The 24,367-nt window shown below is 64.4% G+C and carries 24 protein-coding genes; 12 read left to right on the forward strand and 12 right to left on the reverse strand.

Annotated elements, in window-relative coordinates; translation table 11 throughout:
• Nucleotides 1-63: 63 nt before the first annotated feature.
• The 7 genes from ACEN9F_RS21270 to purB form a co-directional block, all read right to left on the reverse strand.
• On the reverse strand, nucleotides 64-1,740 hold the full coding sequence (locus ACEN9F_RS21270) for a M14 family zinc carboxypeptidase (RefSeq protein WP_413423054.1): 1,677 nt from the start codon (nucleotides 1,738-1,740) through the stop codon (nucleotides 64-66).
• Between the two features lie 149 nt (nucleotides 1,741-1,889).
• Nucleotides 1,890-2,456 carry an NADPH-dependent FMN reductase gene (locus ACEN9F_RS21275; protein ID WP_413423055.1) on the reverse strand — a complete coding sequence of 189 codons (567 nt, stop codon included), beginning with the start codon at nucleotides 2,454-2,456 and terminating at the stop codon, nucleotides 1,890-1,892.
• Nucleotides 2,457-2,561: 105 nt separating this feature from the next.
• Nucleotides 2,562-4,715, reverse strand: a complete 2,154-nt coding sequence (locus tag ACEN9F_RS21280) for a S46 family peptidase (protein ID WP_413423057.1) — start codon at nucleotides 4,713-4,715, stop codon at nucleotides 2,562-2,564.
• A gap of 166 nt (nucleotides 4,716-4,881) precedes the next feature.
• A complete protein-coding gene (locus ACEN9F_RS21285) occupies nucleotides 4,882-5,448 on the reverse strand; it encodes a YceI family protein (RefSeq protein ID WP_413423059.1) in 567 nt (188 codons plus the stop codon).
• 20 nt (nucleotides 5,449-5,468) lie between these two features.
• A complete protein-coding gene (locus ACEN9F_RS21290) occupies nucleotides 5,469-6,023 on the reverse strand; it encodes a YceI family protein (protein WP_413423061.1) in 555 nt (184 codons plus the stop codon).
• 19 nt (nucleotides 6,024-6,042) lie between these two features.
• Complete coding sequence (locus tag ACEN9F_RS21295; protein WP_413423063.1) at nucleotides 6,043-6,570, reverse strand: cytochrome b; 528 nt, start codon at nucleotides 6,568-6,570, stop codon at nucleotides 6,043-6,045.
• A gap of 133 nt (nucleotides 6,571-6,703) precedes the next feature.
• A complete protein-coding gene (gene purB, locus ACEN9F_RS21300) occupies nucleotides 6,704-8,080 on the reverse strand; it encodes an adenylosuccinate lyase (protein WP_413423065.1) in 1,377 nt (458 codons plus the stop codon).
• Between the two features lie 107 nt (nucleotides 8,081-8,187).
• On the opposite strand from purB, the gene ACEN9F_RS21305 reads away from it, so the two are divergent.
• The 6 genes from ACEN9F_RS21305 to ACEN9F_RS21330 all read left to right on the forward strand — a co-directional run bounded on the left by ACEN9F_RS21305 (nucleotide 8,188) and on the right by ACEN9F_RS21330 (nucleotide 16,434).
• Nucleotides 8,188-8,799 carry a glutathione S-transferase N-terminal domain-containing protein gene (locus tag ACEN9F_RS21305; protein ID WP_413423067.1) on the forward strand — a complete coding sequence of 204 codons (612 nt, stop codon included), beginning with the start codon at nucleotides 8,188-8,190 and terminating at the stop codon, nucleotides 8,797-8,799.
• A 4-nt stretch (nucleotides 8,800-8,803) separates the two neighbouring features.
• Entirely contained in the window at nucleotides 8,804-9,850 is a 1,047-nt protein-coding gene (locus ACEN9F_RS21310) for a LacI family DNA-binding transcriptional regulator (protein ID WP_413423069.1), read from the forward strand.
• 153 nt (nucleotides 9,851-10,003) lie between these two features.
• The gene (locus tag ACEN9F_RS21315; protein ID WP_413423071.1) at nucleotides 10,004-12,292 is read left to right on the forward strand and encodes a TonB-dependent receptor; all 2,289 of its coding nucleotides are present in this window, start codon (nucleotides 10,004-10,006) and stop codon (nucleotides 12,290-12,292) included.
• 16 nt (nucleotides 12,293-12,308) lie between these two features.
• The gene (locus ACEN9F_RS21320; protein ID WP_413423073.1) at nucleotides 12,309-14,150 is read left to right on the forward strand and encodes an alpha-amylase family glycosyl hydrolase; all 1,842 of its coding nucleotides are present in this window, start codon (nucleotides 12,309-12,311) and stop codon (nucleotides 14,148-14,150) included.
• Complete coding sequence (locus ACEN9F_RS21325) at nucleotides 14,147-15,103, forward strand: PfkB family carbohydrate kinase (protein ID WP_413423075.1); 957 nt, start codon at nucleotides 14,147-14,149, stop codon at nucleotides 15,101-15,103. Before ACEN9F_RS21320 ends, ACEN9F_RS21325 begins: the two co-directional genes overlap by 4 nt.
• Nucleotides 15,100-16,434, forward strand: coding sequence for an MFS transporter (locus tag ACEN9F_RS21330; RefSeq protein ID WP_413423077.1), 1,335 nt, complete (start codon nucleotides 15,100-15,102; stop codon nucleotides 16,432-16,434). The genes ACEN9F_RS21325 and ACEN9F_RS21330 overlap by 4 nt, the downstream gene beginning before the upstream one ends.
• On the opposite strand, the gene ACEN9F_RS21335 is transcribed toward ACEN9F_RS21330, so the two are convergent.
• On the reverse strand, nucleotides 16,407-17,096 hold the full coding sequence (locus tag ACEN9F_RS21335) for a formylglycine-generating enzyme family protein (protein WP_413423079.1): 690 nt from the start codon (nucleotides 17,094-17,096) through the stop codon (nucleotides 16,407-16,409). The genes ACEN9F_RS21330 and ACEN9F_RS21335 overlap by 28 nt on opposite strands.
• 65 nt (nucleotides 17,097-17,161) lie before the next feature.
• Nucleotides 17,162-17,635 carry a bacterioferritin gene (gene bfr / locus ACEN9F_RS21340; RefSeq protein WP_413423081.1) on the reverse strand — a complete coding sequence of 158 codons (474 nt, stop codon included), beginning with the start codon at nucleotides 17,633-17,635 and terminating at the stop codon, nucleotides 17,162-17,164.
• A gap of 239 nt (nucleotides 17,636-17,874) precedes the next feature.
• Between bfr and ACEN9F_RS21345 the strand changes: the two genes are divergently transcribed.
• Complete coding sequence (locus ACEN9F_RS21345) at nucleotides 17,875-18,411, forward strand: pyridoxamine 5'-phosphate oxidase family protein (protein WP_413423083.1); 537 nt, start codon at nucleotides 17,875-17,877, stop codon at nucleotides 18,409-18,411.
• A gap of 13 nt (nucleotides 18,412-18,424) precedes the next feature.
• Here ACEN9F_RS21345 and ACEN9F_RS21350 read toward each other — a convergent pair whose 3' ends face one another.
• On the reverse strand, nucleotides 18,425-19,147 hold the full coding sequence (locus ACEN9F_RS21350) for an energy transducer TonB (RefSeq protein ID WP_413423085.1): 723 nt from the start codon (nucleotides 19,145-19,147) through the stop codon (nucleotides 18,425-18,427).
• A 1-nt stretch (nucleotide 19,148) separates the two neighbouring features.
• Nucleotides 19,149-19,373, reverse strand: a complete 225-nt coding sequence (locus ACEN9F_RS21355; RefSeq protein ID WP_413423087.1) for a bacterioferritin-associated ferredoxin — start codon at nucleotides 19,371-19,373, stop codon at nucleotides 19,149-19,151.
• A 221-nt stretch (nucleotides 19,374-19,594) separates the two neighbouring features.
• Between ACEN9F_RS21355 and ACEN9F_RS21360 the strand changes: the two genes are divergently transcribed.
• The 5 genes from ACEN9F_RS21360 (at nucleotide 19,595) to ACEN9F_RS21380 (ending at nucleotide 22,680) form a co-directional block, all read left to right on the forward strand.
• Nucleotides 19,595-19,861, forward strand: coding sequence for a FeoA family protein (locus ACEN9F_RS21360; RefSeq protein ID WP_413423089.1), 267 nt, complete (start codon nucleotides 19,595-19,597; stop codon nucleotides 19,859-19,861).
• A 3-nt stretch (nucleotides 19,862-19,864) separates the two neighbouring features.
• Nucleotides 19,865-21,763, forward strand: coding sequence for a ferrous iron transporter B (gene feoB, locus ACEN9F_RS21365; RefSeq protein ID WP_413423091.1), 1,899 nt, complete (start codon nucleotides 19,865-19,867; stop codon nucleotides 21,761-21,763).
• A gap of 1 nt (nucleotide 21,764) precedes the next feature.
• Nucleotides 21,765-22,040, forward strand: a complete 276-nt coding sequence (locus ACEN9F_RS21370; protein ID WP_413423093.1) for a DUF6587 family protein — start codon at nucleotides 21,765-21,767, stop codon at nucleotides 22,038-22,040.
• Nucleotides 22,041-22,130: 90 nt separating this feature from the next.
• Nucleotides 22,131-22,400: a BrnT family toxin gene (locus ACEN9F_RS21375; protein ID WP_413423095.1), complete on the forward strand. Its 270-nt coding sequence runs from the start codon at nucleotides 22,131-22,133 to the stop codon at nucleotides 22,398-22,400.
• Nucleotides 22,384-22,680 (forward strand): BrnA antitoxin family protein, encoded by a 297-nt coding sequence (locus ACEN9F_RS21380; RefSeq protein WP_413423097.1) that lies wholly within the window; start codon nucleotides 22,384-22,386, stop codon nucleotides 22,678-22,680. Before ACEN9F_RS21375 ends, ACEN9F_RS21380 begins: the two co-directional genes overlap by 17 nt.
• Here the strand turns inward: ACEN9F_RS21380 and ACEN9F_RS21385 are convergent.
• The gene (locus tag ACEN9F_RS21385; RefSeq protein WP_413423099.1) at nucleotides 22,677-24,287 is read right to left on the reverse strand and encodes an FMN-binding glutamate synthase family protein; all 1,611 of its coding nucleotides are present in this window, start codon (nucleotides 24,285-24,287) and stop codon (nucleotides 22,677-22,679) included. The genes ACEN9F_RS21380 and ACEN9F_RS21385 overlap by 4 nt on opposite strands.
• Between the last annotated feature and the right edge of the window lie 80 nt (nucleotides 24,288-24,367).

Consider the following 24,367-nt stretch of genomic DNA (forward strand, 5'->3'; position numbering starts at 1 on the left):
AAGCTGGCATGCCTGCTTCGGGATCGCCGAGGCAGGCATGTGGGTAACGCAGTTTTTACTTTTTTAGAAGACCGACAGCACCGGATAGCGGCGCCATTCCGGCTCGGCGTGGCGCTTGCCGTTTTCGAAGATGAAGCCCAGTACCTTTTCCTGGTCCGACAGCAGCGCGGGATTGGCGGCCTTCCAGGCGTCGAACTTCGCTTTCAGCTCAGGCTCGGTTTCCAGCATCTCCATCGCCAGGTCTTCGAACACGTAGTCGGAGAAGGCTTCCTTCTTTTCCAGCACGCTGTTGAAGAAGCCCCAGCGGAAGAAGGAGTCATGGCCTTGCGGTTCCAGCGTCTCGACGGCGTAGCGGGCATTGGCCTGCTTGAGCGGGATGAAATAGTCGCCCGGCTGCACGGTGAAGCTGGCGGTGCGCGCCTCCAGTTCCACCACGTCGTGGTACATATGGCCTTCGTAGGCGTTCGGGCGCGAGGTGACGGCGGCGATGTGATAGTACTGGGCTTCGACGGTCGAGGCTTCGTCGAAGCGGGCCATCTCGACGCCGTTCCACTGCAGGCGCTCGATCGCTTCGCGCCAGGCTTGCGGCACGATATAGCCTTTCGGGGCGCGCACTGTCACGGACGGCACGAAGCTGTTGTAGTAGGCGATGTCCTTTTCCCACGGCTGCGAACGGTCGTAGGACAGGCGCTGATAGTTGCCCAGCAGGCTGGCGCTGCGCTTGGCGGCGTAGCCCTTGAAGCGGAAGGTCGACGGATTGGCTTCATCCATCTTCCAGTTCACGGCCCACTCGGTGGCGCTGGCGGCTTGCTCTTTGGCCTCGGCGCGCAGCTTCCGGATTTGCCCGCCGTGCGCGACGGTGAAGGCCATCGTCACGTCCAGCAGCGCGCGCATCGAGTCGTAGCGGTCCTTGAAGGGCTTGAGCATGTGCGTCTCCGGCATGAAGCCGATCACGTGGTGCAGCGCCGCGAAGCCGGTCGAGAAGCGCGGCACTTCCAGGAACTCGGCGATGCCGTCGTCCGGCGTGTCCCGCACCGGGTTGACGTAAGGGCAGGTCGGCCAGCCTTTCGCTTCCATCTGCGCGTAGATGTGCGGCAGCATGGTCTCGCGCAGGAAGGGGCCGAGGCCGTAGCCCAGCTTGTCCGCCTGCGTGTGGATCAGGGTCATCGTGTACGGGTAGTCGGCGCCGTTCGAGGTGTGGGTGTCGACCATCACGTCCGGATCCCAGCTGGTCACCAGCTGGTTGAACATTTGCGCGTTGAGCGTGTCGCACTTGATGAAGTCGCGGTTCAGGTCCAGGTGGCGGCTGTTGCCGCGGAAGCCGAACTGCTCCGGGCCGTCCTGGTTGACGCGCGAGGTGTCGGCGCGGTTCAGCGCGCCGTCGACGTTGTACAGCGGGACGAACAGCAGCACGGTGTCGCCGAGCGCCGCCAGGCGGGCCGGATCGAAGCACAGGTCGCGCACGATGGCCATGCAGGCATCCACGCCTTCGGGTTCGCCGGGGTGGATGCCGTTGTTGTTGAAGAAGACGGTGCGGCCCTCGGCCTTGATCTGGGCGCGGTCGAACACGCCGTCCGGGCTGACCACGCCGGCGTGCACCGGGATGCCGCCGTCGGACACGCCGATCTGCTCAAAACGCAGCACCTGCGGGAAGCGCTGCGCCAGCTCCTGGTAGAACGCGATGCATTCGGTCCACAGGGTGGTTTGATTTTGATTGCCTTTTTCATAAGGCGTTGGCATGTCTGGGTGCATGGCGGTCTGGATCTCAGAGGGAATTGGGGGGAATGGCGCACTGGGTAAGTGCGCTGTCGAGGGCGGAATTGTATCATTCGTGCCCGATTTTTGAGCGGCGCTGGCTGCCGGCCGCGCGCCCGCTTCCCCCGCACCGCTTACTTCCTGGCGTTGGTTTCCACCCAGGCGGCGAAGGCGTCGGCGAATTTCTTCAGATACTGCCTGGTGCTATCGTTGTTGAGCTTGCCGTCGGCGCCGAGCAGGTTGGCGGCGCCGCCGATATACGCTTCCGGCTGCTGCAGCAACGGCATGTCGAGGAACACCATCGACTGGCGCAGGTGGTGGTTGGCGCCGAAACCGCCGGTCGCGCCCGGCGAGACGCTGACGATGGCGGCCGGCTTGCCGCTCCAGGCGCTGCTGCCGTAGGGGCGCGAGCCGACGTCGATGGCGTTCTTCAGCGGCGCCGGCACGGAGCGGTTGTATTCCGGCGTGAAGAACAGCACGCCGTCGGCATCCTTGATGCGCTGGCGGAAATGGGTCCACGCCTGCGGCGCGATGGCGCCGTTTTCCTCCAGGTCCTGGTTGTACAGGGCCAGCTCGCCGATCTCGACGATTTCGAAGGTCAGCGACGGCGGCGCCAGCGCGATCAGTTCGTGGGCGAATTTGCGGTTGAGCGAATCCTTGCGCAGGCTGCCGATCACTACGGCGATTTTCTTGGCGGGCATGACAACTCCTTACGGTGGTTGAGCGGAAACGTTAATGTAACCGATCCATGAAAAAAGCCACGCCGCGTTTCCGGGGCATGGCCTTTTGGCAGAGGCGATGAACGCTTATTCGGCGTTCATTTCCTTCAGCAGGTTGTCGGCGTGGTCGACGTGTTTCATATTCCACAGGATGTAGCGCAGGTCGACCTGGATGTCGCGGGTCATGGCCTTGTTGAAGTCCCAGTCAGAGATGATGGAGTCCAGCGTGCCGTCGAAGGCCAGGCCGATCCACTCGCCCTTGGCGTTCAGCGCGGCCGAGCCGGAGTTGCCGCCGGTGATGTCCAGCGTGGCCAGGTAGGCCACCGGCACCGACTTCAGCTTAGGATCGGCGTACTTGCCGAAGTCCTTGGCCTTGATCGCTTTCAGCTGCGCGGCCGGGGCGTTGAACTCGCCCTGGCCGGTGGCTTTGGCGGCGACGCCGGCCACGGTGGTGAAGGCCTTCCAGGTGGTGCCGTCGGCGCCCGGATCGCGGCCGGCGATCTGGCCGAAGGTCACGCGCAGGGTGCTGTTGGCGTCAGGGTAGACGGCCTGGCCCTTGCCGTGCATGTAGGCGATCTTGGCTTTCATATAGCTGCCGTAGGCTTGCTGCAGCTTGCCGCCCAGTTCTTCCTCTTCCGCTTCCGACTTCAGGTCTGCCTCGTACAGCGCGACGGCGGCCTTGATGAAGCTGTCGTTGCTGGCCTTGAAGTCTTCCGGCTTGCGCTCGATCCAGCTGTTGCGTTCGGCGGCGTCGCCCAGCTTGCTGCCGGCGTACAGCTTATCCAGTGCCGACTGCAGGTCGGCCTTGCCCATGCCATCCTTGATGCCGACCACGGCGTCAAAGGCGGCGTTGCGCGAGGCGGCAGGCTGCGCCGCGTACTTGGCCAGGAAGTTCAGCACCAGCGCCTTGTCGACTTTTTCGTCGTAGTTGCGCACCAGCGCGGCCACGGAGGACTTGATGCGCGGCACGTCGCGCACCTGGTAGCCGGACTTGCGCTCGACGTCAGGCTTGGTGTTTTCGTTGGCCAGGCGGTACAGCATGCGCGCGGTGTTCAGCAGGCGCGGCTTGGAGCGATCCAGGTCGAAATCGCGCTTGACGTCGGCATCACGCTGGGCGATCAGCTTTTCCACCGCCTCGATGTCGGCGGCGTACTCGGCCTTGCGTTTGGCGTCGGCGTTGATCCAGGTCTTCAGCGCCTCATGCTCGGCGGTCTTGCGCGCCAGCAGGTCGCTGCCGGCGTACGAGTCCAGCATGCCCTGGCGGTTCTTGTAGTAGTTGTTGATGCTGGCCACTTGCGAAGCGTACTTCAGCGCGGTGTCCTTGTTGTCCCTGGTGGCCTCGGCGATGATGGCCAGGCTCTCGCCCGATGCCTTGACGAAGGCCGGATAGTTCCAGTCGAAGGTGAACGCCACTTCCGACGGCAGGCGGTGGCGGTTGGTGCGGCCGGGGTAGCCCAGCGCCATGATGAAGTCGCCCTCCTTGACGCCTTCCTTGGCCAGCTTCAGGAAGTGCTGCGGCACGTAGGGGACGTTGTCCTTGCTGTAGTCGGCGGCCTTGCCGTCCTTGCTGACGTAGGCGCGGTAGAAGCCGTAATCGCCGGTGTGGCGCGGCCACATCCAGTTATCGGTGTCGCCGCCGAACTTGCCCACGCCTTCAGGCGGCGCGTGCACCAGGCGCACGTCGCGGATTTCCAGCTGCTTGCTGAGGTAGAACTCCAGGCCGCCGTAGAACGACGACACGGTGCAGCGGTGGCCGGCGTCTTTTTCGCACTCGGCCTGGATGGATTTCTGGTTCTTCTCGATCGCGTCGCTGCGCTTCTTGCCGGTCAGCTTGGCGACCTCCGGGGTGATGACCTGCTTGCTGACATCGGTCACGGCCTTGGTCACGAAGATGCGGCTGCCCGGCGCTGCCGGCAGCTCCTCGGCCAGGTTATGCGCCAGGAAGCCGTTGGCCAGCAGGTCGCGCTCCGGCGTGGAATTGTGCGCCACGCTGCCGTAGACGCAGTGGTGGTTGGTGGCGACCAGGCCCAGCGGCGACACAAAGGAAGCCGAGCAGCCGCCCAGGCTGACGATGGCGCCGGCCGGGAACTCGGTCAGCTTGGTCAGCGTGGCGGGATCCAGCTTCAGGCCGGCGGCTTTCAATTGCTTGGCTACTTGTGGCAGCTGTTGTGGCATCCACATGCCTTCATCGGCATGGGCTGCGGTGCTCAGGATGGCGAGCGCGATCAGTGTCTTATGCATTTTTGTATTGTCTCTCGTGGTAGTGAGGGGAACAGCGCCGAGGAGTATAGCAATAAAAAAATCCGGGGTCAGGTCCAGAACGCGGACACAGGCTCTGCTATTGGCAGTTGAGCTCGTGTCCGCGTTCTGGACCTGACCCCGGAGTTCGGGGCGAGGCGGGAGGGGCTTAGTCGGCTTTGATGGCTTCGATCTGGATCGCCAGCTTGACTTCGGGGGCGAAGGCCGGGGTGCCGTAGTTCAGGCCGAAGTCGGTGCGCTTGAATTCGGCCGTGGCGTTGGCGCCGCAGACTTCCTTCTTGTAGCGCGGATGCATGATGCAGTTGAACTTGTCGACCTTGAGCGCGACCGGCTTGGTCACGCCCAGCATCGTCAGCTCGCCGTCGACAGCGACCAGCTTGTCACCCTCGAACTTGAACGACTTGCTCTTGTAGGTGATGGTCGGGAATTTCTCGACGTTGAACATGTCCGGGCCCTTGGCGTGGCTGTTCATCTTGTCGAAGCCGAAGTCGATCGAGGCCGGGTCGATGGCCAGGTCCAGCGCGCCGGTCTTGGCGGCGCGGTCCATGGTGACGGTGCCGCTGGTCTTGTCGAACTTGCCGCGCCATACCGACAGGCCCATGTGGTCGGCCTCGAAGCTCGGGTAGGTGTGCGTCGGATCGACGTTGTAGGTGGCGGCGATGGCGGACGTGGCCGAGGCGGCCAGCAGCGTTGCGATCAGGATCTGCAGTTTCATTCGTGGGTCTCCCTTGTGGTTTATTGGCCTGCTACTACGTGGAACTTGATGGTGACGTCGTCGGCCACCATGCTGGTGTCTTTCCATTCGCCTTCGCCGATGTTGTAGGCCAGGCGCTTGATCGGCAGCGCGCCGTCAAACACTTGCTTGCCGCCTTCGGTCTTGACCGCCAGCGGGAAGGTGATGTCGGCGCTCTTGCCCTTGATGGTCAGCTTGCCGGTGACGGTCAGCTTGCCGGCGCCGGCGCTCTTGATCGCGGTCGAGACGAAGGTGGCTTTCGGGAATTGCGCCGAGTTGAACCATTCCTTCTTGGCGACTTCCTTGTTGTACTCCGGATCGCCCATGTCCAGGCTGGCGGTGTCCACTTCGACGCTGGCCTTGGAGGCGTCCGGCTTGGCGGCGTCGTAGTCGATGGCGACCGTGTATTTCTTGAACTTGGATTCGATCGGCACGTTCATTTGCTTGAAGGTGGCCGAGACGGTGCTCTTGGCCGGATCGGTCTTCAGGGCGGCGGCGCTGGCGGCAAAGGCGACACCCAGCAGCGATACGAGGGCGATTTTTTTCATATTGTTCATGGTGGGCTCCAGTGGGTGATTACAGCGGCAGCATGCGTTTGAGCGTGACGTCGCGGTCGATAAAGTGATGCTTGAGTGCCGCCAGCGCGTGGGCGACCACTGCGGCTGCCATCGTCATGTTGAGAACATAATGAACGGTTTTTAAGATGGGCTTAAGCTCGGTGTTCGGCTCGAACGGCGCCGGCATCTGGAACAGGCCCAGGTAGACCACCGGCACGCCGGCCGCATAGCTGTACAGGTAGCCGGAGACCGGCACCGCGAAGATCAGGAAGTACAGCAGGTAGTGCATGCCCTCGGCCAGCTTGTGCTGCAGCGGCGGAATGCTGACCAGCGCCGGCGGCGGCTTATGGGTGAGGCGCCACAGCACCCGCAGCACGGCGATGCCCAGTATCGTCACGCCCAGCCATTTGTGCCAGGAAAAGTACTTGAGCTTGGTCGGCGAGAAGCCGGGGATGCCGACCATGGTCAGCCCGAGACAGAAGGTGGCGATGATCAGCACGGCGGTCAGCCAGTGCAGCAACATCGCGGTTTTGGTATAGCGTGGCATAAAGCGGCTCCGGAAAAATAGTACGTGTTAGGACTAATATACCAAAGAAATGTAAGGCTTGCTTGCCGGGCGAAAAAAAGCCCCCGGGACTGGCGTCGTCGGGGGCTAGTGTAAGCGAGATTGCTTTTTTACATCAGATGGCTTTTGCCAGAGACGCGGCGATGCCGATGTAGTTGGCCGGGGTCATGTCCAGCAGCAAGTCCTTGGCGTCTTGCGGAATGCTGAGGCCGGTGATGAAGTCGCGCAGCGCGTCTTTCGAGATGCCTTTGCCGCGGGTCAGCTCTTTCAGCTGCTCGTACGGGTTCTCGATGCCGTAGCGGCGCATCACGGTCTGCACCGGCTCGGCCAGCACTTCCCAGTTGGCGTCGAGGTCGGCCGCCAGGCGGGCCGGATTGACTTCCAGCTTGTTCAGGCCGCGCAGGCAGCTGTCGTAGGCCAGCAGCGTGTAGCCGAAGCCGACGCCGATGTTGCGCAGCACGGTCGAGTCGGTCAGGTCGCGCTGCAGGCGCGAGACCGGCAGTTTTTCCGACAGGTGCTTCAGCACGGCGTTGGCCAGGCCCAGGTTGCCTTCGGAGTTTTCGAAGTCGATCGGGTTGACCTTGTGCGGCATGGTCGACGAACCGATTTCGCCGGCCTTCAGCTTTTGCTTGAAGTAGCCCAGCGAGACGTAGCTCCAGATGTCGCGGTTCAGGTCCAGCAGGATGGTGTTGACGCGGGCGAAGGCGTCGAACAGCTCGGCCATGTAGTCGTGCGGTTCGATCTGGATGGTGTACGGGTTGAACACCAGGCCCAGGCGCTGCTCGATGACCTTCTGCGAGAACGCCGCCCAGTCGAACGACGGGTAGGCCGACAGGTGGGCGTTGTAGTTGCCGACCGCGCCGTTCATCTTGCCGAGGATCTCGACCTGCTCGATGCGCTTGATGGCGCGCTGCAGGCGGGCGACGACGTTGGCCATTTCCTTGCCCAGGGTGGTCGGGCTGGCGGTCTGGCCGTGGGTGCGCGACAGCATCGGCAGGTCGGCGTTGGCGTGGGCGATCTCGGTCAGCTTGGCGATGACGTTGCGCAGCGACGGCAGCATGACGCTGTCGCGGGCCGCCTTCAGCATCATGCCGTGCGAAGTGTTGTTGATGTCTTCCGAGGTGCAGGCGAAGTGGATGAATTCCGACGCGGCCACCAGTTCCGGCACGTCCTTGACCTGCTCCTTGAGCCAGTACTCCACGGCCTTGACGTCGTGGTTGGTGACGGCTTCGATTTCCTTGATGCGGGCGGCGTCTTGTTCGGTGAAGTCGCTGGCGATCTTGTCCAGCAGGGCGGAGCCGGCGGCCGAGAACGGCTTGATTTCAGCGAAACCGGCCAGCGACAGCGCCTGCAGCCAGGAGATTTCTACTTTGACGCGGTGGTGCATGAAGCCCGATTCGGACAGGATGGGACGCAGCAGGTCGGTTTTACCGGCGTAGCGGCCGTCCAGCGGCGACAGCGCCGACAGCGTGGAGTAAGGAGTAGTGGTCATGATGGGAAGAGGGCAGGGTTAAAATTGCGCAAAGGTAGATTTTACCATTGGCGGGCCGCCGACCCGCCGATGTTATACTGTGGCCTGTTCTTCCTCTATAAGTCTCTATGAAACTCATCGGTTCCCTCGCCAGTCCTTATGTCCGTAAAGTTCGCGTTGTCCTGGCGGAAAAAAAGCTCGACTACCAGTTTGAATTGGAAAACGTGTGGGCTGCGGATACCACGATCGATCAGCTCAACCCGCTGGGCAAGGTGCCCAGCCTGATCATGGAAGACGGCAACGTGATGATCGATTCGCGTGTCATGGTCGAATATCTCGATACGCTGACGCCGGTCTGCAAGCTGCTGCCGCCGAACGGCCGCGACCGCGCCGACATCAAGTGCTGGGAAGCGCTGGCCGACGGCATGCTGGACGCCGCCGTCAGCGTGCGCCTGGAGCGCGTCATGCGCCCGGTCGAGAAGCAAAGCGAAGAATGGATGGCGCGCCAGATGCGCAAGGTGCAGCTGGGCCTGGCCGCGCTGTCGGCCAAGCTGGGCGAGCAGCCATACTGCGCCGGCGTGCACTACTCGCTGGCCGACGTGGCGGTGGGCTGCACGCTGGGCTGGCTGTCGTTCCGCTTCCCGGAAATCACCTGGCGCGACGATTACGCCAACCTGGCGCGCCTGTACGACAAGCTGTCCGAACGCCAGTCGTTCAAGGACACCGTTCCGTCCGCGTAAGCCGATGCCCAAGACCACGCCGCCCGACGCGGATAGCTCCGCCCAGCAGCGGCGCTTGCAGATGGCCGACATCGCGCGGCTGGCCGGGGTCTCCACCTCGACCGTGTCGCGGGCGCTGGCGGGCAGCAAGCTGATCAGCGAAGAGACGCGCGTGCGCATCATGGAGCTGGCGCGTTCGCTCAAGTACAACATCAATATCGGCGCGCAAAACCTGCGCATGAAGCAGAACCGCACGGTCGGCGTGGTGGTGCCCTACGATTCGGCCACGCGCCAGCACCTGTCCGATCCGTTCTTCCTGTCCATGCTGGGCAGCCTGGCCGATGCGCTGACCGAGCAGGGTTTCGACATGCTGGTCTCGCGGGTCGACGCCGAGGAGCTGGACGCGGCCGCCGCGCCCTTCGATACGGGCCGCGTGATCGGCATCGTGCTGATCGGCCAGTGGCGCCACCATGAACAACTGAACCAGCTGGCGGCGCGCCATGTGCCGATCGTGGTGTGGGGCGCGCAATTGCCGCAGCAGCTGTATTGCACCGTCGGCGGCGACAACCTGGCCGGCGGCGAGCTGGCCGGCGCGCACCTGATCGCGCAGGGCCGCAAGAACATCGCCTTCTTCGGCGACATCAACCTGCCGGAAGTGGGCCAGCGCTACGCCGGCCTTTGCAAGGCGCTGACGGCGGCCGGCATCGGCGTCGATCCGCGCCTGCAGGTTTCCGTGTCCTTCCTGCCGGAGGGCGGCCGCGAGGCCGTGCAGGAACTGCTGCGCCGCGACGTCCCGTTCGACGCCGTCTTCGCCGGCAGCGACCTGATGGCCATGACCGCCATCAACACCCTGCGCCAGCTCGGCATGGACGTGCCCGGCCGGGTGGCGGTGGTCGGCTATGACGATATCGAGCTGGCCAGCTACTTCCATCCGCCGCTGAGCACCGTGCGGCAGCCCATCCGCGAGGCCGGCCGGGCGCTGGTGGCCTCCCTGCTTGGATTGACCGAAGGCCGTCCCGCGCCTTCGCTGCAACTCCCTACCCAGCTGATCGTCCGCGCCAGTTCTGTCTGATTTATGCAACCGTTTGCATTTGGCTCATAGAGAGCAATGTAAAGTCTTTTTGCAAAGTTATGCAATCGATTGCATTAAATGTGTTTTCAGTGAATAATGGCGCATCTGCTCAATAAAAGAGCAGTTCAAAACGACAATAATCTGGAGACGACAATGGAATATCGCACCATCAAACTGGGCGGCATCGCTGCCGCCGTCGCATCGGCAATCCTGCACATGGGCGGCGCCGCAGCGCAGGAAACCCCGCCGGCCGACGGCCTCAACATGGAACGCGTGGTGGTCACCGGCAGCACCGGCGGCTCGTCGAAAATGAAATCCAGCGTCTCCATCAGCACGCTGGACGGCGACGTGATCAAGAACAGCGCGCCGATGAGCGCGGCCGAAGTGCTGCGCTCGGTGCCGGGCGTGCGCTCGGAATCGTCGGGCGGCGAGGGCAACGCCAACATCACGGTGCGCGGCGTGCCGATTTCGGCCGGCGGCGCGCGCTACGTGCAAATCCAGGAGGACGGCCTGCCGGTGCTGCAATCGGGTGATTTCAACTTCATCACGCCGGACAGCTATGTGAAGATCGACGGCACGCTGGACCACCTGGAAGTGGTGCGCGGCGGTTCGGCGTCGACGCTGGCCACCAACGCGCCGGGCGGCATCGTCAACTTCATCACCAAGACAGGCGAAGAGAAGGGCGGCCATGTCGGCATCAGCCGTGGCCTGGGCTACGACCAGACGCGCTACGACTTCGACTACGGCGCGCCGATCTCGGACAAGACCCGTTTCTTCATCGGCGGCAGCTACCGCACCGGCGAAGGCGTGCGCGATACCGGCATGAGCACCGAGAGCGGCGGCCAGATCCGCGGCAATCTGACGCATCAACTGGACAATGGCTTTATCCGTTTGTCGTTCAAGCACCTGGACGACCAGTCGCCGACCGCGCTGCCGGTGCCGGTACAGGTGGTAAACCAGCAGATCCAGGAAATCCCCGGCATCGATCCGCGCAAGGTGACGTTCTATTCGCCGTACTGGGTGCGCGATGTCACGCTGGGCAAGAACAACACGCCGGTCTCCACCAACGTCAACGACGGCCTGCGCGTGAAGAGCGATTCGATCGGCCTGGAAGGCTCGTTCGACCTGGGCGACGGCTGGAACCTGAGCGACAAGTTCCGTACTTCCGACAACAGCGGCCGCTTCACCGGCGTCTTCGCCGGTAACAACGGCACGGTCGGCAGCTATGTGTTCGCGACCGGTCCGAACAAGGGCAAGGCCTACAACGGCCGCGCCTTCTCCGCCGTGGTGTTCAACACCTCGATCGACGATGCCGGCAATACGCTGAACGACACCAAGCTGGCCAAGACCTTCAAGCTGGCCGACGGCGCCAAGCTGACCACCACCGCAGGGCTGTACCTGTCGACGCAGAAGCTGGCGCTGACCTGGAACTTCAACGAGTACCTGATGCAGGCCACCGGCGACAAACCGGCGCTGCTGCAGACGGCGAGCGCCACGCCCGGCCTGGTCGGCCCGGCTTTCGGCGGCTGCTGTTCGCGTGCGGTCGACATGGAATACAAACTGACCTCGCCTTACCTGAACCTGGGCTATGAAGCCGGTCCGCTGAACCTGGACGCCAGCATCCGCCAGGACCGCCAGCAAGCCAGCGGCACGGCCAATATCGCCAGCAGCAGCGGCGGCACGCTGCGCTACGATCCGGCCACCGAGCAACTGGTCGACTACAAGATCAACCACACCTCGTATTCGGTGGGCGGCAACTACCGCGTGACCAGCAACCTGGCGGCGTTTGCGCGCGTCAGCGACGGCGTCTCCTTCAACGCCGACCGCATCCTGTTCGGCACCCCGCTGGACGGCAGCGCGCCGATCAACATCAACACCGTAAAGCAGATCGAGGGCGGCGTCAAATGGCGCAGCGGCGGCGTCAGCACCTTCGTGACGCTGTTCCAGGCCAAGACCGACGAGAGCAACTACGAAGCGACCACGCAGCGCAGCACCTCCAACAAGTACGACGCCAAGGGCGTCGAGCTGGAAGGCGCCTACAATGCCGGCGGCTTCCGCGTCACCGGCGGCATGACCTACACCGACGCCAAGATCACCGGCACGGCCGCCGCGGACGTGGCCAATATCGGTAAGACGCCGCGCCGCCAGGCCAAGGTGATCTACCAGATCGCGCCGACCTACAGCTTCGGCGACGCCACGATCGGCGCCAGCCTGATCGGCACCGGCAAGTCGTGGGGCGACGATGCGCACACCATCGTGCTGCCTTCCTATGCGGTGGTGAACGCCTTCGCCAATTACCAGCTCACGGAGAAAGCCACCGTGTCGCTGAGCGTGAATAATCTGTTCAACAAGATCGGCTACACCGAGGTGGAAGGCGACGGCCACGCCGCGCGCTCCATCACCGGCCGTGCCGCCAAAGTCAGCCTGTCCTATGCCTTCTAAAGTCATGTCGGACCGTATGCTCGCGGTCCTTTCCGATGCCCTGCGGCCGCAAGCCGCGCGGCGCCTGGCGATCCATGAGCCGGTGCTGCGCCGGCTGCTGGCCGGCCTGTATGGCGGGCGCGCCGATTTCGACGCGTGGCTGGGCGAGCTGATGGCGTCGCTGGGCGCGCTGTATTCGGCGCGGCCGGCGGAGCTGCGCGCGCTGGATGAACAGCGCGCGGCGCAGCCGGAGTGGTTCCTCAGCCAGCGCATGCTGGGCTATTGCGCCTATGTGCAGAACTTCGGCGGCGACTTGAACGGCGTGGCGGCGCGCATTCCGTACCTGCGGGAGCTGGGGGTCAGCTATCTGCACCTGCTGCCGTTCCTGCGTGCGCGGGCCGGCGAGAACGACGGCGGCTTCGCCGTCTCCAGTTTCGACGACGTCGAACCCGCGCTGGGCAGCAACGCCGATCTCGACGCCTTGACGACGGAGTTGCGCGCGGCGGGCGTCAGCCTGTGCTCGGACTTCATCCTCAACCACGTTGCCGACGATCACGCCTGGGCGCTGGCCGCCAAGGCCGGCGATGCGCAGGCGAAGGCGATGTTCCTGACCTTCCCCGACCGCGCCATGCCGGACCGCCATGAGCGCACGCTGGGCCAGGTGTTTCCCCAGGTCGCGCCGGGCAATTTCAGTTTTGTCGAAGCGCTGGACAGCTGGGTGTGGACCACCTTCTATCCCTACCAGTGGGACCTGAACTACGCCAACCCGGCGGTGTTCGCCGAGATGGCCGCCGCGCTGCTGCGCCTGGCCAATCGCGGCATCGAAGTATTCCGCCTCGACTCCACCGCCTTCCTGTGGAAGCGCGAAGGCAGCAACAGCATGAACCAGCCGGAGGCGCACCAGATCCTGCAAGCCTTGCGCGCGATCGTCGACATCGTCGCGCCGGGCGTGCTGCTGAAGGCGGAAGCCATCGTGCCGACGCGCGAGCTGCCGGCCTACCTGGGCAGCGCCGACGCGCCGGAATGCCACATCGCCTATCACAGCAGTCTGATGGCGGCCGGCTGGGTGGCGCTGGCGGAGCAGGGCACGGGCGTGCTGCGCGAGGTGATCCGCAACACGCCGCAACTGCCGCCCGCCGCGACGTGGCTGAGCTATGTGCGCTGCCATGACGACATCGGCTGGAACGTATTGCGCGCGGAAGCCTCCGCTGATGGCCGGGACAGCGCCGCGCGGCTGGCGCGCGTGGCGCGCTTCTTCAGCGGCGCCGAAGGCAGTTATGCGTCCGGCGCCGCTTTCCAGAGCAGCGACCCGAACGCTGCGCACGGCAGCAACGGCATGGCGGCATCGCTGACCGGCCTGCAGACGGCCGACACCGAGGAGGAGCGCGCGCTGGCGCTGCGCCGCATGCTGCTGCTGCACGGCCTGGCGCTGAGCTTCGGCGCGCTGCCGGTGCTGTACATGGGCGACGAGCTGGCGATGGAAAACGACTACAGCTATCTGCACCGCCCGCAGCATGCGATGGACAGCCGCTGGCTGCAACGCCCGGCATTCGACCGCGCGCGCTGGAAAGAACGCGACTACGCCGGCAGCGTGGCCGGGCAGATGCACCAGCGGCTGGCGCAACTGCTGCGCATCCGCCGGCAGCACGAGGCGCTGGCCGCCGACGCGCCGCGCACCTTGCTGGCCGATGCGCCCGACGGCATGCTGGCGCTGGCGCGCGGCGAGCGCTTTTTGACCTTGATGAATTTCTCCGGCCAGCCGCAATCGTATGCGTTGCAAGGCCGCTGGACTGATTGCACAGACAGCCGCATACTGGAAGGGCTGGTGACGCTGGCGCCGTATGCGATGCACTGGCTGGAACGTGGAGCGACAGCATGAGCGAACAAACCATCGCCGTATTCGGCGAAGCGCTGGTGGACGATTTCATCACCGAACAGGTGGTCGGCGGCGCGCCGTTCAACGTGGCGCGCAACCTGGCGGCGTTCGGCGTCGCCACGCTGATGGTCACGCGCGTCGGCGAGGACAAGAACGGTGCGCTGATGCGCGGCGAGTTCGAACGCTTCGGCATGAGCGAGGCCGGCCTGCAGATCGATCCGCGCGAAGCCACCGGCCGCGTGGTGGTCGAGCGCAACGCCGACGGCCATCGCTTCATCATCCTGCCCGACCAGGCCTACGACTATGTGGAGACCGCGCCCGCGCTGGCGGCGCTGGCCGCCGCGCAACCGGGCGTGATCTACTTCGGCACCATGGCGCAGCGTCACGAGCGTTCGCGCGGCAGCTTGCGCGCGATGCTGGAGGCGTCCACCGCGCAGCGCTATCTGGACCTGAATGTGCGCGACGGCCAGGTCACCGAGCGCATCGCCCACGAATCGCTGCACCTGGCCGATGTGGTCAAGGTCAACGAGGACGAGCTGCAAGACCTGTTCAGCTGGTACACCCACACCAAGCCGGATACCGCGGCTGCCGGCGACCCGGCGATGGCCGACGCCTGCCTGACGCTGATGCGCATCTTCTCGCTGCAAGGCCTGATCGTCACGCTGGGCGAGCGCGGCGCGCTGCACTTCGCCGCCGACGGCACGGTCACCGCGAACCACGCATGCCACACGCCCGCGCGCATCGTCGACACGGTCGGCGCGGGCGACGCCTTCTCCGCCGTGTTCCTGCTCGGTCAAGCGCTGGACTGGCCGTTGGCGCTGACGCTGGCGCGCGCCAACGCCTTTGCCGGCGCCATCTGCGGCGTGTCCGGCGCGGTGCCGGACGACGTGGCGTTCTACGCGCCGTGGCTCGCCTGCTGGCGGGCGGGTGGCGTGCTGCCGGGAGCCGCGTCATGAAACCGCATCTGTCGTTCTGGCAGATCGTCAACATGAACATCGGATTCTTCGGCATCCAGTTCAGTTTCGGCCTGCAGCAGAGCAGCATGAGCCCCATCTACAAGTACCTGGGCGCGGACGAGGCCAGCCTGCCTTACCTGTGGCTGGCGGGGCCGATGACCGGCCTGCTGGTGCAGCCGTTGATCGGCGCCATGAGCGACCGCACGGTGACGCGCTGGGGCCGGCGCACGCCGTACTTCCTGATCGGCGCCATCCTGTGCAGCCTCGGGCTGCTGGCGATGCCGTTCAGCCCCACGCTGTGGATGGCCGCCAGCCTGCTGTGGATACTGGACGCGGCCAACAACGTGACGATGGAGCCGTACCGCGCCTTCGTCAGCGACAAGCTGGCGCCCAGGCAGCATTCGGTCGGCTTCCTGACGCAGAGCGCCTTCACGGGACTGGGGCAGACGCTGGCCTACCTGACGCCGTCGCTGCTGGTCTGGCTGGGCATGAACAAGGACGCCGTCAACGGCAGCCATATTCCGCACATCGTCATCGTCGCCTTCCTGATCGGCGCGGTGTTCTCGATCAGCTCCGTGCTGTGGACGCTGAAGACCACGCCGGAAAATCCGCTCGGCGCCGAAGAGCTGCGCGAGATCCGCGCGCGGCCGGCCGGCTGGCGCCACACGCTGGGCGACATCGCCAGCGCGGTGCGCGAGATGCCGCCGACCATGCGCCAACTGGCGTGGGTCAAGCTGTTCCAGTGGTATGCGATGTTCTGCTATTGGCAGTACATCATGCTGTCGCTGTCGACCACCCTGTACGGCACCACCGACCAGGCGTCGCAGGGCTTCCGCGACGCCGGCCTGCTGGCGGGGCAGGTGGGCGCCTTCTACAACTTCATCGCGTTCATCGGCGCGCTGGCGCTGGTGCCGTTCACGCGCCGCTACGGTCCCAAGCTGACGCACAGCGCCTGCCTGGCGCTGGCCGGCGCCGCCATGCTGAGCATCCCGCTGATCCACACGCCGGCGCTGCTGTTCGTGCCGATGGTGGGCATCGGCCTGGCTTGGGCCAGCATCATGGGCAATCCGTATGTGATGCTGGCGGGCTGCATTCCACCCGAACGCACCGGCGTCTACATGGGCATCTTCAATATGTTCATCGTGATCCCGATGATCATCCAGATCTTCACGCTGCCGCTGTACTACCGCAGCCTGCTGGGCGGGAATCCGGAAAACGTGATCCGCCTGGCCGGCGGCCTGATGATCTGCGGCGCGGTGGCCGTGCTGATGGTGAGGATAAAAAGGCCGCAGGCGGCGGCCGTTCAGCCAGCGGCTGTTTCAGCGCCATGATCGCCGGCTGACCTGACCACCCGAAAACCAAGATCGTCGATCGCGAATGTCGGGTGGCTGCGGCGGCGGTTGGTGGCCAGGCAGCCGCGTTCCGTATCGGACCAGCCGCCGCCGCGAAAGATCCGGTAGCTGCCATACACGGCGGGGTCGTACTGGTCGTGGCACCACTCCCAGACGTTGCCGAGCATGTCGTGCAAACCCCAGTCATTGGCCTGCTTCAGGCCGACCGGCCGCGTTCCCTCACCGGCGTTGTCGCGATACCAGGCGATCTGCTCAAGGTCGCCGTATCGCGCGCCCTGGCTGCCGGCGCGGCAGGCGTATTCCCACTCGGCTTCGGTCGGCAGGCGGTACCCGGTGCCGGCCGGGATGGGCGCGGCGTCATCCTGGCCGGGATCGAGGCGGTAGCAGGCGGTCAGGCCGCTCGCCGCCGACAGCAGGTTGCAGAATGTGACGGCGTCCAGCCATGACACGTTGACCACCGGATGGTCGCCGGCCCGCGACGGCGACGGCCATTGCCCAGCCAGTGCCGCAAATTGCGCCTGCGTGACCGGGTGGCTGGCCATGGCATAGCGCTGCAATTCCACCACCCATGCCGCGCCGGTCCGGTCATCGCGCATGGCGATGGTCCCGGGCGGAATCTCCACCATCGTCAACTTTTCCATGCAACTCCATAAAAAAAACGCCGGGCTGGGCCCGGCGCATTGCAACGTGATTCCTGGCTAATGGCTTAGCCTTCGTTCATCTGGCTTTGCAGATAGTTCTGGATGCCGATCTTGCCGATCAGGTCCAGCTGGGTTTCCAGCCAGTCGATGTGCTCTTCGGTGTCTTCCAGGATCATCAGCAGCAGGTCGCGCGACACGTAGTCGGCTGCCTTCTCGGCGGCGGCGATGCCTTCCTTGACGGTGATCTGCGCGCCTTTTTCCAGCTTCAGGTCGCAGCCGATCATTTCTTCGGTGTTCTCGCCGATCATGATCTTGTGCATGGCTTGCAGGTTAGGCAGGCCGTCCAGCATCAGGATGCGGTCGATCAGTTTGTCGGCGTGCTTCATTTCGCCGATCGATTCTTCGTATTCCTTCTTGGCGATCTTTTCCAGACCCCAGTGGCGGTACATGCGCGAGTGGAGGAAGTACTGGTTGATAGCGGTGAGTTCGTTGGTCAGCTGAGCATTCAGCAAGCGGATAACTTCTTGGTCGCCCTTCATGGGAGGCTTTCTACAATGGTTGCGGGAATAGCCGCATTTTGCCACGAACAGGACGGCAACGTGTAGCGATTGCAGCGGAATTCCGTCCAAAGCGTACCAATATCCCCGGACTGAGACGAGTGGTGCAAATGAAAACAATTAACGTTCGCATCACTCCTTGCCGCCGCCTGTGTGAGGCAACCCACTGAGCGTGGAGGCCGGCGGGACTAGGATGGCAGTTCACCCTACAGGAGCCCGCCATGGATTCGATCAACGCCCAGCAGACAGAAACCCATCACCAGGATCTTATCGGCGAAGACGCCGTCAAGAAAATCAAGGAGTTCGTCGACAGTACGCCCGGCTGCTTCTTTTGCACCAGCGATGCGGCGGGCGGCCCCGGCGACGCGCGGCCGATGACGGCGCTGCAGGTCGACGCACTGGGCAACCTGTGGTTCATCAGCGCCGGCGACAGCTTGAAGAACCAGGAGCTGGCGGCCGATCCGTCGGCGACCTTGTACTTCCAGGGCTCGGCGCACGCGGAGTTCATGCACCTGGAAGGCATCGCCACGGTGACGCGCGATCCGGTCAAGATCAAGGAATTGTGGAGTTTTACGATGAAGACCTGGTTCACCGGCGGCGAGGACGATCCGCGCATCACGGTGATCAAGTTCGCGCCGACCTACGGCTACTACTGGGATACCAAGCATGGCCGCGCGGTGGCCAGCGTCAAGATGCTGATCGGCGCCGTGATCGGCAAGACGATGGACGACTCCATCGAGGGCAGGCTGGACCTGTGAGGCTGGTGAGCCTTTAACCCAGCTGGAAATTGATCGGCACCAGCGCGTACACGGCGACCGGCTTGCCATCTTCGATGTGCGGTTTGTACAGCGCGCGCAGCACGGCCTGGCGGCCGGCTTCGTCCAGGTTGGCGGAGCCGGACGACTTCTGCACCACCACCTGTTCGGCCAATCCTTTTTCACCAATCAGCACGCGCAGCGTGACGGTGCCGGTTTCGCCCATGCGGCGGGCGATGCTCGGGTACACCGGTTGCGGCGCGCGGATGTATTCCACGCCAGAGACGGTCTTCGGCGACGAAGGCGCGGGCGGCGCCGGCGGCGCGACCGGCGACGGTGCGGCGGTCGACGGCGTGGCGTCGGCGGTGCGCGGCGTCGGCGGCGGCAGCGTGATGGTCGGTTCGGTCTGGACGATGTTCAGCTGCGGCAGCGGCGGCACGAAGGTCGGCGTCTTCTGCACCACCGGCACGGTCTTCGGCGGCGGTGGCGGCGTTTGCTTCAGCGGTTCCGGCGAGGCGACAAAGGTGATGTTGACCACTTGCGGCAGGATCGCGTGCGTGACGTTGCGCAGCATGCCGGAGTTGATCAGGTAAAACAGCACGGCATGACCCAGGACGATTGCCGCAAACGGCGCAAACCTGCGGCCGTTGCTGCGCCATTGCGCGGTGAGCTTGCGGGCCAGGCCGCGATCGTCGTCGGACAGCGCGGCGGCTGTCCGGCCGTAGGTCATTGTGTTCATATTAGCTGGTGAAGACCGGGCGTTTCAGCTCGGTGGCTTTCAGTTCGGCGCTCGCCGCGATGGCGGCCAGGTGCTCGTTGAGGATGTCTTCCGCGCAGGAAAAACATTGACCGCAGCAGGTCGCAACGCCCAAGTCGCGGCGCAGTTCTTCCATCGTCGTCGATCCCAATTCCATGGCTTGACGGATTTCACGATCAGAGATGTTGTTGCAAACACAAACAATCATTGATGCACCTTCTGGCTAGGCTGATAAAAGAGACTACAAGTCTGAATGACATGATTGCCTGCTACTTAATGCGAATCATTATCATTATTTGTATACTGCCCGATTTTTGGGCGGGATGCAAGCGCAAATAGAAGTAATTCGCATTACCGTTTATAATGCTAGTATCTTATTTCCGGCGAGAACGCGCTCTTGCAGTTCGCCGGCTCTGACCGGATTTGCTCATGACGCATGCTGTTCCCCTGATTACCCTGGACGCCCTCAACGTCGGCGCCTACGCCACCGTGGTGCGCGTCTCGCCGGGCGACGTCGCAGATGACGGCGCCGCCCTGGCGCGCCGCCTGATGGAACTGGGTTTTGTGCCCGGCGAAAAAATCCGCATGCTCAAGCGCGGCATGCCGGGCGGCGAGCCGCTGGCGATCAAAGTCGGCAACTCCACTTTCGCATTGCGCCGCTTCGAAGCGGCGCTGATCTCGATTCAACCGGAATAAATAATGGGTGCAGTAGAAAAAGCGGTGCCGGAGGCGCCAGTCCAATCCAAGACGCCGATGGTGGCCTTGCTGGGCAATCCGAATTGCGGCAAGACCGCCCTATTCAACCGCCTGACGGGCGCGCGCCAGAAGGTGGCCAACTACGCCGGCGTGACCATCGAGCGCAAGGAAGGCTCGTTCCACTCGCCGGACGGCCACAGCTTCCGCGTACTGGACCTGCCGGGTGCCTATAGCCTGTCGGCGCATACGCCGGACGAGGAAATCACGCGTGACGTGGTGGCCGGGCTGCGCCCCGGCGACGCGGCGCCGGACCTGGTGGTGTGCGTGGTCAACGCCACCAACCTGCGCCTGAACCTGCGCCTGGTGCTGGAGATCAAGCGCCTGGGCCTGCCGATGATACTGGCGCTGAACATGGTCGACGTCGCCAAGAAGCGCGGCATCACGATCGACGCCGACCGCCTGGCCCAGGAGCTGGGCATGCCGGTGGTGGAAACCGTGGCGGTGCAGGCCGGCGGCGAGAAGTCGCTGCTGCGCGCGCTGGACGGCATGTGGCCGCTGCATGTGGCCCAGCCGAACCCGCTGTCGGCGATCGACGCGGTCGGCGTGGAAGAGACGCAGCGCGAAGTGCGCCGCATCCTGGCGCTGGTCAGCAGCGACGCCAACGATACCGGCAACCTGACCGAAAAGATCGACAACGTGGTGCTGCATCCGGTGGTCGGCCCGGTCATCCTGGCGGTGCTGATGTTCCTGGTGTTCCAGGCGGTGTTCAGCTGGGCCAATGTGCCGATGGACATGATCAAGGACGGCGTCGACGGCGTCGGCCAGCTGGTCAAGGGCGCGATGGCCGACGGCCTGCTGCGCAGCCTGCTGGTGGAGGGCGTGCTGGGCGGCGCCGGCAGCGTGCTGGTGTTCCTGCCGCAGATCCTGATCCTGTTCTTCTTCATCCTGGTGCTGGAAGACTGCGGCTACCTGCCGCGCGCGGCCTTCCTGCTGGATCGCCTGATGGGCGGCGTCGGCCTGTCGGGCCGCGCCTTCATTCCGCTGCTGTCCAGCTTTGCCTGCGCGATTCCCGGCATCATGGCGGCGCGCACCATCCAGAACCCGCGCGACCGCCTGGTGACCATCATGATCGCGCCGCTGATGACCTGCTCGGCGCGCCTGCCGGTGTATGCGCTGATCATCGCCGCCTTCATTCCCGAGCGCGAGGTGGGCGGCTTCCTGAGCCTGCAGGGCCTGGTGCTGTTCGCGCTGTACTTCGCCGGCATCGCCTCGGCCATGGCGGTGGCCTGGTTCTTCAAGCGCACGCTGGGCTCCAGGCACCAGCAGCCGCTGATGCTGGAACTGCCGGCCTATCACTGGCCGCACCTGCGGAACCTGGCGCTGGGCCTGTGGGAGCGTTGCAAGATCTTCCTGTCGCGCGTCGGCACCATCATCCTGACCTTGATGATACTGCTGTGGTTCCTCAGCACCTTCCCGGGCGCGCCGGAAGGCGCCACGCATCCGCCCATCTATTACAGCATGGCGGGCATCCTGGGCCGCGGCCTGGAATACGTGTTCGCGCCGATCGGCTTCAACTGGCAGATCTGCATCGCGCTGGTGCCGGGCCTGGCCGCGCGCGAAGTGGCGGTTGGCGCGCTGGGCACGGTGTACGCGCTGTCGCAGAGCGGCGACGAACTGGCGCAGTCGCTGACGCCCATCATCGCCTCGACCTGGGCGCTGCCGACCGCCTTGTCGCTGCTGGCCTGGTATGTGTTTGCGCCGCAGTGCATGTCGACCTTGTCGGTGGTGCGCCGCGAGACCAACAGCATGCGCTATCCGCTGCTGATGGCCGGTTATATGTTTGCGCTGGCCTACGCGGCGTCGTTCCTGACGTACCGCGTCGCGCTGGCGATGGGAGGCTGATATGTGGCAGCAAGTGATCGTGGCGGTGATTGTGGCGGCGGCGGTGCTGCACTTCTGCACCAAGTATCTGCCGGCGGCGTGGCGCCGGCAGATCGTCTATTTCCTGGCCCAGCGCGGCTTCGACGAGAAGAAAACAGCGAAACTGTTTAACACGAAATCGAGCTGCGGCGACGGCTGCGGCAGCTGCGGCTCGTGCGGAACCACGCCGGCCGCCGCGCCATCCTCCGACGCCAACGCGCCGCTCAAGCGCGTCATCAAGCTGCACGTGCAGCGCTGATCCCTGCGGCGGCGCTAAGCCGCGACCTCCAGCTCGTTTAGTCTTTTCTGCGGATGATTGATTTTTCAATTTCTGCGGATAAGATTAATTATGGAGATCAGCTTTGATCCCAAGAAAGACAAGATCAACCGGCAGAAGCACGGGATCCCGCTGTCCGCCGCAGCCGCGTTTCAATGGGATGCTGCGGTGATCTGGCCAGATCAGCGTTATCACTATTCAGAACTTCGTGAGTGCGCGATAGGTCTTATTGGATATCGCTTGTATCACGTGACTTTCGTTGATCATGGAAATAAACGGCGCATCATTAGTCTACGCAAGGCGAACGCTGTCGAGGAGTTTCGTTATGTTGGACAAAAGTAAAATTATTTTGGTGACGCCGGAAGAGGACGCGGCAATCACTGCTGCGGCGTTATCCGACCCCGATGCGCAGCCGTTGACCGAGGAGCAATTGGCGCAGTTCCGACCTTGGCGCTTGCGGCTGCTACCGCCACCGGGATCGCCGAAAGTATCGCTGACGATCGACTACGACGCGGATCTGATCGACGTCTTCAAGAGCACCGGCGAGGGTTGGGAAGTCGGCATGAACGCCGTACTGCGAGAGTGGGCCATTCGCCGCGGCTACCTGCCTTTCCCTGACTAACACAGCGGATTGAACGACTCCGCCTGCGCCATCGGCCAGTACAGGCCGAACACCGGCGGCAGGCGCGCGAGCTGGCTCGGGTCGAGCAGCTCGCCCGGCTCCAGATACGGCAGCAGCGCCGACGCCAGCTTGACCTGGTTGGCCGAGATGCGCCGCACCAGGTGGCGCGGCTTCAGTTGCGACGGATGCGTCAGCCCGGCGGCGGCGATCAGCTGCGCCAGCGCCTTCAAGGTGTTTTCATGGAAGTTGGCCACGCGCCGCGTCTTGTCCGGCACCACCAGCGCGCGCTGGCGGTTCTTGTCCTGGGTGGCGACGCCGGTCGGGCAGTGGTCGGTGTGGCAGCTTTGCGACTGGATGCAGCCCAGCGCGAACATGAAGCCGCGCGCCGAGTTGCACCAGTCGGCGCCGAGCGCGATGGTGCGCGCGATGTCGAAGGCGGTGATGATCTTGCCCGAGGCGCCGATCTTGACCTTGTCGCGCAGGTTGGCGCCGACCAGCGTGTTGTGCACCAGCAGCAGCGCTTCCTGCAGCGGCGTGCCGATATGGTCGGTGAACTCGACCGGCGCCGCGCCGGTGCCGCCTTCGCCGCCGTCGACCACGATGAAGTCCGGCGTGATGCCGGTCGCCAGCATGGCCTTGACGATGCCGAAGAATTCCCACGGGTGGCCGATGGCCAGTTTGAAGCCGGTCGGCTTGCCGCCGGACAGGGTGCGCAGCCTGTCGATGAAGGCCAGCATTTCCAGCGGCGTGCTGAAGGCCGAGTGGGTCGACGGCGAGATGCAGTCCTGGCCGAGCGTGACGCCGCGCGTGGTGGCGATCTCGATCGTGACCTTGGCGCCCGGCAGCACGCCGCCGTGGCCGGGCTTGGCGCCCTGCGACAGCTTCAGTTCGATCATCTTGACTTGCGGCGTGGTGGCGTTGGCGATGAAGTTCGCTTCCGAGAACGAGCCGTCGGCGTTGCGGCAGCCGAAGTAGCCGGAGCCGATCTCCCACACCAGGTCGCCGCCGTTCTGGCGGTGGTAGGGGCTGATGCTGCCTTCGCCGGTGTCGTGCATGAAGCCGCCGGCCTTGGCGCCGCCGTTGAGCGCCAGGATGGCGTTGGCCGACAGCGCGCCAAAGCTCATCGCCGAGATGTTGAACACGCTGGCCGAATACGGTTGCGCGCGCGGGCAGTCCGGGTGGTTGCCGATCTCGATGCGGAAGTCGTGGTTCTGTTCGGCCGCCGGGCTGATCGAGTGGTTGATCCATTCGTAGCCGGCCGCGTAGACGTCGAGCTGGGTGCCGAAGGGACGCTTGTCGGTGTCCATCTTGGCGCGCTGGTAGACGATGCTGCGCTGGTTGCGCGAGAACGGCGCGGCCACGGTGTCGTCCTCCAGCAGGTATTGGCGGATCTCCGGGCGGATCGATTCGAAGAAGAAGCGGAAGTGCGCCAGGATCGGGTAGTTGCGGCGCAGGGCGCGCTTGGTTTGCAGCAGGTCGGTGATGCCGACGATGGTCAGCGCGCCGGCGATCACCGGTATCCACCAGGGGGCGGCCAGGACCAGCGAGGCCAGCAAGGTGACGACGGCGGCGATAAAGGTGAGGTAACGCGGTGAAAACAAGTTCATGGACACTCCGGTTGGCGGCAGGCTGGGGATGAGTGTACTGCTGTTTCCTTATGGAATCCATCAGTCTGTCGGGAGGCCAC

This window comes from Duganella sp. CT11-25 (genome assembly GCF_047302815.1).
Taxonomy (GTDB): Bacteria; Pseudomonadota; Gammaproteobacteria; order Burkholderiales; family Burkholderiaceae_D; genus Rugamonas.